This is a genomic window from Solwaraspora sp. WMMB335 (genome assembly GCF_049179075.1).
Taxonomy (GTDB): domain Bacteria; phylum Actinomycetota; class Actinomycetes; order Mycobacteriales; family Micromonosporaceae; genus Micromonospora_E.
The window spans coordinates 850154-858733 of sequence record NZ_JBMHMF010000001.1; the positions used below are offsets into that span (position 1 = coordinate 850154).

Annotated in this window: 5 protein-coding genes; 1 reads left to right on the forward strand and 4 read right to left on the reverse strand. The window is 69.1% G+C overall.

The features are described from left to right. The first annotated feature begins 114 nt into the window (after positions 1–114). Entirely contained in the window at positions 115–3477 is a 3363-nt protein-coding gene (locus ACN27F_RS03225) for an FG-GAP-like repeat-containing protein (RefSeq protein ID WP_421431066.1), read from the forward strand. 374 nt (positions 3478–3851) lie between these two features. On the opposite strand, the gene ACN27F_RS03230 is transcribed toward ACN27F_RS03225, so the two are convergent. Genes ACN27F_RS03230 through ACN27F_RS03245 form a run of 4 tightly spaced genes read right to left on the reverse strand, consistent with a single transcriptional unit; the run spans position 3852 to position 8563 of the window. After that, positions 3852–5198: a cytochrome P450 gene (locus tag ACN27F_RS03230; RefSeq protein ID WP_421431067.1), complete on the reverse strand. Its 1347-nt coding sequence runs from the start codon at positions 5196–5198 to the stop codon at positions 3852–3854. After that, entirely contained in the window at positions 5191–5958 is a 768-nt protein-coding gene (locus ACN27F_RS03235) for a DUF4386 family protein (protein ID WP_421431068.1), read from the reverse strand. The genes ACN27F_RS03230 and ACN27F_RS03235 overlap by 8 nt, the downstream gene beginning before the upstream one ends. A 25-nt stretch (positions 5959–5983) precedes the next feature. Then, complete coding sequence (locus ACN27F_RS03240; protein WP_421431070.1) at positions 5984–7381, reverse strand: cytochrome P450; 1398 nt, start codon at positions 7379–7381, stop codon at positions 5984–5986. A 54-nt stretch (positions 7382–7435) separates the two neighbouring features. Then, positions 7436–8563, reverse strand: a complete 1128-nt coding sequence (locus ACN27F_RS03245; RefSeq protein ID WP_421431071.1) for a type III polyketide synthase — start codon at positions 8561–8563, stop codon at positions 7436–7438. Positions 8564–8580 lie beyond the last annotated feature (17 nt).

Genomic DNA, 8580 nt, shown 5'->3' on the forward strand with positions numbered 1-8580 from the left:
GCTCGGGCTTGCGGTGGCCCAAGTGGACGGAGAACCTAGATGACGAGCGGTCGGTTTCGGCAACGGAGACGGCGACCACAGCGGACACGGCTGGTGTGGTGGGGACGCGGGTCGGTGCGATGGCTGGCGGTCATGCTTGCCCTGGTCATGATGGCCGGCCTGGTTCCCGGGGCCGCGCTCGCCGCTCCGACCAAGGGGCTGGCCGCTCGTTCTGCGTTCGGCGTCGTGGACGGGCTACCCGTGCGTGTGGCCCCGGCCGGCGAGAACGACGTCGTGCTGACCGTGGACGTCGGGACCGACTACGACGCGGCGGCATTGGCGGGCGTCATCGCCGACATCAACGGCCGCAACACGCGGCTGAGCACCACCGTGAAGCAGCTCCGCGAGGAGCACATTAGCGCGATTCCCGCCACGCCGATCGATGACATCGTCGACTTCCACGGCACCCTGTCCTACGCGAACCAAGAGTTCTCGCTGCTCATTTACGGGGATCAGCCGCACACCAACGCGTCCTGGTGGCTCGAGGCCCTCGCGGCGGCGGTCGGTCTCGCCGTGACGACGCTCCTGGATAGCCTATGCGTCGCCTACCAGCCGTTCCCGTACTGCTTCGCGGCGGCCGGGGTCACCGGCACCTTCGTCTCGACCTTTATAACCGTGGCGGCCGATGGACAGTTGGGCACCGCCGACGGCTGGTTGAAGATCCTGTCGCTCACGCTTATCTCCGCCGTGCCCGGTCAGGCCGCCGGCGAGAAGCTGGCCGAGTTCGCGGAGAGCTACCTCTGGCCCTACCTGCTCAAGATCGGGAACTTCCTCAAGAAGCTGGCTCTGACGGGCTGGTCGCTCATACGGCCGTACCTCGGCGGTGCCGGTGACCTGATCCAGTGGCTCGCGCCCCGGCTTCCGGACGCGATCCGGCGGGGCCACAACCTCGGGGTGCGGTCGGCCCGGGTCATGCCGGTTGGTGACTCGATCACCCTCGGGATCGGCAGTCCGACCCTCTCAAGCTACCGGATGAGCCTTCAGCAACTGCTGCACGAACGGGGCATCCCGTCCGACTTCGTGGGGTCCCAGGTCAACGGGGTCCGGCCGCCGGGCTCGCCCGTCGAGGTGGATCCGTACCACGAGGGCCACTCCGGCTGGCGAATCGACGAGATCGCGGCGCGACTGCCCGACTGGCTGGTGACATACCGGCCCACCGTGGTGACCCTGCACCTGGGGACAAACGACATGATCCAGAACTACCAGGTAGGTACGGCGGTGGACCGGCTCGGCCAGGTCGTCGACCAGATCTTCGCGGGTCTGCCCAGGGCCACCGTCGTCGTCGCCTCGCTGGTGCCGTCCCGTACCCCGGCGATCGACGCGCGGATCCGGACATTCAATGATGGGCTGCGAAACCTGGTCCAAACCCGCGCCGCGGGCGGAGAACACCTTGTCTACGTCGACATGGGCGCGGTGACGAAGGCCGATATCGCCGACGACGTGCATCCCAACGACGCCGGTTACCTGAAGATGGCAAAGATTTTCAGCCTCGGTATCCAGTCGGCCGCGTTCGACGACTGGCTGGCCGACCCGAGCCCGGTCACGCCAGCCACCTGTAGCGGCGACCCGAACCCGGGTGGGCCGCCGTCCGGACCACGACAGGTCCAGTTCGCCGATCTCAACGGCGACGACCGGGCCGACTACCTCGCGGTGGATCCGAGGACCGGTTCGGTGCGCACCTGGCTCAACATCGGCGCCGACCGGGACGGGGACCAGTGGAAGGCATGCGGCATCACCGCCTCCGGTACGAACACCGGTGTGGGGCTCAACGGTCGGCAGGTGCAGTTCGCCGATATCGACGGGGATTTCCGGGACGACTATCTGGCCGTCGACCCGGCGACCGGATCTGTCCGGGCGTGGTCGAACGTGCGGGGCTACCAGTCCGGTGATCACTGGCTCGACCGGGGCATCATCGCTTCCGGTACGAACACCGGTGTGGGGCTCAACGGTCGGCAGGTGCAGTTCGCCGATATCGACGGGGATTTCCGGGACGACTATCTGGCCGTCGATCCGAGTACGGGTTCGGTGTGGGCGTGGCTCAACGAGGGCGCGGAGAACGGCGGCGATCGCTGGGCCGGCCGAGGGATCATCGCCTCCGGCGCCAACACGGGCGTGGGTCCGCAGGGTCGCGAGGTCCTGTTCGCCGATCTCAACGGCGACGGGTTGGACGACTACCTCTCCGTGGAAAACGACGACGGATCCGTGCGGGGCTGGCTGAACGAGTTCGCCTTCCTCGGTGGCGACCGCTGGCGGGACCGGGGCGTCATCGCCTCCGGTACGAACACCGGCGTCGGAACGCTGGGCCGGGAGGTCAGGCTCGCCGATCTCAACGGTGACGGCCGCGACGACTACCTCGCCCTCGACCGAAGCAACGGACTGGTGCACGGCTGGGTCAACGTCCGGGCGGACGACCCCGGCGACAACTGGCTCTACCGGGGTGTGATCGCATCCGGCACCAACACCGGGGTCGGCCTGGACGACGGAGTACCCCCAACCGGGCCGTCCGGTCCCCGGCAGACCATGTTCGGCGATCTCAACGGTGACGGGCGCGACGACTACCTGGCCGTCGACCCGGCCACCGGGTCCGTCCGTGCCTGGCTCAACATCAACGCGGAGAGCGGCGGCAACCGCTGGTCGGACCAGGGGATCATCGCCTCCGGCACGAACACGGGCGTCGGCAACGGCGCCAACGGTACGCCAGGGCGGGAGGTTCGGTTCGCCGATCTCAACGGTGACGGCCGCGACGACTACCTGGCCGTCGACCCGACGAACGGGCTGGTCCACGCCTGGATCAACGACGGCGCCGAGAACGGTGGCGACCGCTGGCTCGACCGGGGCATCATCGCCTCGGGCACCAACACGGGTGTGGGTCTCGGCTCCACCGGTCGGCAGGTGCGGTTCGCCGATCTCGACGGTGACGGCCGGGACGACTACCTGGCCGTCGACCCGCGCAACGGATCGGTGCGTGGCTGGATCAACGTCGGCGCCGATCGCGCCGGTGACCGCTGGGTGGACCGGGGGATCATCGCCTCAGGCACCGGAACGGGTGTCAGCGCTGGGGAGACCGGGCGGCGGGTGGTCCTCGCCGACCTCAACGGGGACGGCCTGGATGACTACCTCGTTCTCGACCCGACGAACGGGCACCTGCGCGCCTGGTTGAACAACGGCGCGCACGTCAGCGGCGACCACTGGCTGGATCGGGGCACCGTCGCCTCGGGCACCGGCACCGGCGTCGCGATCGTCGGCAAGCGGGCTCAGCTTGCCACGGTGGACCCAGACCGCCGGGCCGACTACCTCGCCGTTGACCCGGCCGACGGGTCCGTCCGAGCCTGGCTGAACAACGGTGCCGAGAGCGGCGGTGACCGATGGATCGACCGGGGCATGATTGTCTCCGGTTCCGGCGACAGTCCCACCGATCCCAACGTCGGGAGCGATTAACCGACCAGGTGATTGCCTCGCCCCGGCCACGTCTCGATCAGTCGGCCGGGGCGAGGACGGCCGTGCCGGACCAGTCGATGAACTCGTCGGCGAAGGCAGGGTCCGGCCCGTCATCCTCGTTCAGGGTCCGAGGGCGGCGTAGTACAGCCGAAGCAGTGGCCGCCGGCGGCGAGGGTGGCGACGGCCCAGGGGGGCGCAGTCGCCCGTCCAGCCTCCGCGGCTCGCGCGGATCCATCCTGACCGCGACTCACTGCAGACGACGGCCGTGGTCATGGCTGACACCGGCGGGGCGACCGGCCGTCCTGTCGCGGCCGCTCGACGACGTCGAGGGCCGACCCGCCTGCCGGCGGGTCGGCCCTCGACTGTGTTCCCGGTCAGTGTGAGCGGGGGGCCACCCGCATCCGCAGCCCGTATTTCGGGGCCAGGGTGACCAGCGGCTTGAGCGCCACCTTCTGGTCGGGTTCCAGGGTGAACCGGAACCGCTGGGCGAGCGTCGCGAGGATCAGCTTCGCCTCCATCTCGGCGAAACCCGCCCCCACGCACATCCGCTCGCCGCCGCCGAACGGCATGAACGCGTACCGGGGAATCTGGGCCTCGCGTTCCGGCGCGAACCGCTCCGGATCGAACCGGAACGGGTCCGGGAAGTACTGCTCCAGGTGGTGCATCACGTACGGCATGATGAAGATCCCGGCACCCCGGCGGATCCGGTACCCGCCCAGCTCGACGTCCTCGACCGGGGTGCGCTTGTTCAGCGTCCAGGCCGGTGGGCAGAAGCGCAGCGCCTCCTTGAAGACCATCCCGGTGTACCGCAGCCGGGGCAGGTCCTCAGCGGTCGGCGGGCGGTCCCCCAGCACCTCGTCCAGCTCGGCGCCGAGCTTCTCGGCCACCTCGGGATTCTGGGAGAGCAGGTACCAGGCCCAGGTCAGACCGTTGGCGGTGGTCTCCTGGCCAGCGACGAAGATGGTCACCGTCTCATCCCGGACCTGCTGGTCGGTCATGCCGGTGCCGTCGACCTCGTCCTGCGCCAGCAGGAACATTGACAGCAGGTCGCCCTTGTCCTGCCCGCTGGCCCGCCGCTCGGCGATGATCCGCATGACCGCCTCGTCGAGCACCCGGGTGCCGCGCTTGAGGAGCTGATGCATCGGCAGGAGTAGCCATGGCGACACGAGCATGCCGAACTTGCTGATGTTGATGGCGACGTCCTGGAGACCGGCGACCGCCCGCTGGACCTTCAGCGCCTCCTCGGCTGGCACCCCGCTGCCGAACATCGCCCGGGAGACGACGTTCAGGGTCAGCTTCATCATCTCGTGGTGCATGTCGTGCACCTCGCCCGGCCGCCAGTCCCCGATCTGGCGCAGCGAGTTCTCCACCGCGATCTCGCCGTACCCGGCCATCCGGCGGTGCCGGAACGCGGGCTGCACCAGCCGCCGCTGCCGCCGGTGGTGCTCCCCGTCGCTGGTGAGCAGCCCCTTGCCCATCCACCGGCCGAGGGTCCGCAGGTCGTGCGGGTCCTTGGCGAACTTGTCCCGGCGCAGGACCAGCACGTCGTGGATGTGGTCCGGGTGGCTGAGCAGGTAGTTGCGGGTCGGTCCGATGGTGAACGACGCGACGTCGCCGTGCGTTGCGGTCTCCATCATGAACTCGACCATGCCTTTGCCGAGGCCGGGCAGGTTACCGAGGACCGGAACGCCCTTGGGTCCCGGCGGATGCCGGTCAGCCATGGCGGGCCTCCGCCGCCGTACCGCCGCCGGCGGGCACCGGGGTCGCGGCCCCGCCGCCGGGCACCGAAGCAGCCGCCGCCGGCACGCCCCGCCGCAGCGCCACACCAATCCAGACGAACCAGACCGGGGCGGCCACCGCGCCGCCGAGCACCGCCGACACCAGCACCATCGGGCCGATGCCGAACGCCACCCCGAGGGCGGCAGTGCTGGTCAGCACGCCCAGCGCGATGCCGACGTAGTTCAGCGGTCGGCTCAACAGCCGGTGCCGCAGCGCGAGGATGCTCACCACCAGGAAGAACGGGCCGAGCGCCCCGAATCGCAGCCACGTCGCCGGGTCCATGCGCAGCAGCAGGTCGGTGGTGACGATGGCGGTACGCACCGTCGGGTCGCCGGCTGCGTACTCGCTCGCCCAGAGAGGGGTGGCGGTGACCAGGCGGAACGTCTCCACCGCGGTCACCCCGAAGGACAGGTACGCCAGGCCGGTGGTCCAACGCACCCACCCCTCGTGCCGGTCGCGGACCAGGTCAGCGATGGCGGGGATCGCCCCGAACGCGAAGATCGCGCCTAGGGCGTACCCCCCGTAGTAGAGGATCCGCGGCGTGCCGTTCTCGGCCAGCCGGGTCCACAGCTCGTGTTTGTCGTCGTGGATGAGCTGCGTCGGGTCGAGCACGAAGAACGTGGTGACCACGAGGTACGAAACACCGACCAGGATGGCGCAGGTGCCGCCGAGTCGGTGGAGCTTGAGCCGATTTTCGTCCATAGGGGACATCTCCTCGCAGCCGCCGTCAGGCCGACGGGCGGCGGGGTTCGATGGTCATCCTCAGCCCGTACCGGGGGCTGGTGGTGACCTGCATCTTCGCTTCGACCGGGTGGTCCGACACCATCCGCAGCCGGTAGCGCTGGGCGATCGTCGCCAGGGTGAGTTGCGCCTCCAGTTGGGCCAGCCGGTTGCCGATGCACAGCCGTGGCCCGCCGCCGAACGGGAAGTACGCGAACCGGGGCCGGTCGACCGACTGTTCCGGGAGGAAGCGGTCCGGGTCGAACCGGTCCGGGTCCGGCCAGAAGTCTGGGTGCCGGTGGGTCAGGTACGGGCTGATGTAGATCAGCGAACCGGCCTTGACGTGGTACCCACCGATGGTGTCTTCGGCTGCAGCGCGCCGTTCCAGCCACGGCACCGGGTAGAGCCGCAGAGTCTCCTCGAGCACCCGGTTGGTGTACGCCAACTCCGACACGTCGGCGACGGTGGGCAGCCGGTCGCCGAGCACCCGGTCCAGTTCCTCGTGCAGCCGCTCCTCGACCTCCGGGTTCCGGGACAGCTCGTACCAGGCCCAGCTCAACTGGTTCGAGGTGGTCTCGTAGCCGCCGAGCAGCAGGGTGGCGATCTCGTCACGCATCTGCTTGTCCGGGATGCCCTCGCCGGTCTCCTCGTCCCGCGCCTCCAGCAGCATCGACAGCAGGTCGTGGGTCTCGGTGCCCTGTTCCCGGCGCTCGTGCAGGATTCGGTAGATGATCCCGTCCAGTTCGCCGAGGGCAGCGGTGAACTCCTTGTTACGCCGGGTCGGCACCTTCGGCGGCGGCGCGAACGGCACCATCGTCCGGTACAGACAGTAGTTGATCACCGTGTCGAGACTGCGGGCGATCGTGGTCACCTCGTCGTCGCTGCGCAGGCCGGTGCTGAACAGCGACTTGGTGGCCACGTTCATGGACAGGTTGACCATCTCGGCGGCCACGTCCAGGGGTTCGCCCCGGTCGGCGTACCGCTGCCAGGTGTCGATCCGGTCCACCACGTCCCGCACGATGAACTCGCCGAGCTTGAGGATCCGCTGCCGGTGGAAGGCCGGCTGCATGAGCCGGCGCTGCTTCTTCCAGAAGTCCCCGTCGCTGGTGAATAGTCCCTCGCCGAAGGCCAGCTTGAGCGGCCGGTACTCGTGGGACTGCTTGTCGTAGTTGCGGCTGTTCACCTGCAGCACGTGCCGCAGGTGGTCGGGGTGGTTGACCAGGTGCACGGTGAACCCGGCGACGGTGAACCGTGCGATGTCGCCGTACTCGGTGGTGACCTGCCCGAGGAAGCCGACCAGGTCCCGCCGCAGGTCGAGCAGGCTGCCGAGGAGGAATTTGCCGCGTGGTCCCGGGGCCAGGCGACGGCCCGCCCCGGTCGGCGCGGCCGGGGTGACGCTAGCCATGCTTCTCCTTCTGTCCGATCCCGGACGCGACGCTCCGAAGCGCCGCCGCCGGGGCTACCACTGGAGCAGGACCGCCTCCTGCGAGAAGCCCGGTCCCATGCCGACGACCAGGCCGTAGGTGCCCGGTTCCAGCTCGTACGACGAGAACGTCTCGTCCATCATGTACAGCACGGTCGGCCCGGAGACGTTGCCGACGGTCCGCAGGATGTGCTGGCTGAGCTTCAGGTTCTCGTCGGTGAGGTGGAATTCCTCGGCGGTGGCGGTGAGGACCTTCGGCCCACCGGGGTGGATCAGCCAGTGGCCGATCTTGTCGACGGTGAGATCGTGGTCGGCCAGTAGCGGGTCCAGCACCGGGCGCAGGCCGGTCTTGGCCAGGCCGGGCACGTCCACGCTGAGCCGGTTGCGGAATCCGTTGTCCAGCACGTCCACCCCGGCGACGTGCAGGGTGTCGTGGAGGAACCCGGAGCGGGTGTCGACCACCCGGGGCAGCCCCGGCCGGGCGAGCGGGTGCTCGTCGCCGACCATCAGGGTCGCGGCGACCCCGTCGCCGAACAGCGCCACGGTGACGATCTGCGAGACCAGGTCGGTGTAGAAGGAACTCTCGGTCAGGTCCCGGTCGAGCGCCTCCTGGAGGTAGCCCTGGACGCCGCCCTGCCAGAAGGCGGTGCCGCCCAGTTCGCAGGTGAGCAGAATGACCGCGTCGGTGGGGTGGCCCTTGAGGTAGTCGGCCACCCGGCTGAGCCCGGCCACCCCGGCCATGCAGCCGAGCCCGTTGATCGGCACCCGCTTCATGGTCGGCGCGAACTCGATCCGGTTGATCAGGATCGCGTCGACGGTCGGCACGGAAACCACTGTGGACAGCATCGAGGTGAGCTGGTGGATCTCGGTGGACGCGATGCCCGCGCTGGCCAGCAGCTTGCGGACGGTCTTCTCGCACAGGTCGGCGGCTTCTTCGACGCAGCGCGCGGCAACCTGGCTGAACGGCGGCGGGTCGAAGAAGGTGTCCAGCGGCATGGCGAAGTACCGGCCGTCGATCTGGGTGTTCTGGAAGAGGCTGTCGATGATGTCCAGGTCGATGTCGAGTCCGATGGCCTGACAGTACTTCTTCAGGGTGCTGGCGAGGGTCTGCTGGTCGTAGTAGTACGTCGGCAGACTCGTCTCGGTGGCGACAACGTACGGCATGCTGGTCCTTTCAGCGG

Coding starts and splice junctions, on each gene's coding strand:
- ACN27F_RS03230 (WP_421431067.1), bottom strand. CDS start 5,198: ATGGCTGACCGGCATCCGCCGGGACCCAAGGGCGTTCCGGTCCTCGGT.
- ACN27F_RS03235 (WP_421431068.1), bottom strand. CDS start 5,958: ATGGACGAAAATCGGCTCAAGCTCCACCGACTCGGCGGCACCTGCGCC.
- ACN27F_RS03240 (WP_421431070.1), bottom strand. CDS start 7,381: ATGGCTAGCGTCACCCCGGCCGCGCCGACCGGGGCGGGCCGTCGCCTG.
- ACN27F_RS03245 (WP_421431071.1), bottom strand. CDS start 8,563: ATGCCGTACGTTGTCGCCACCGAGACGAGTCTGCCGACGTACTACTAC.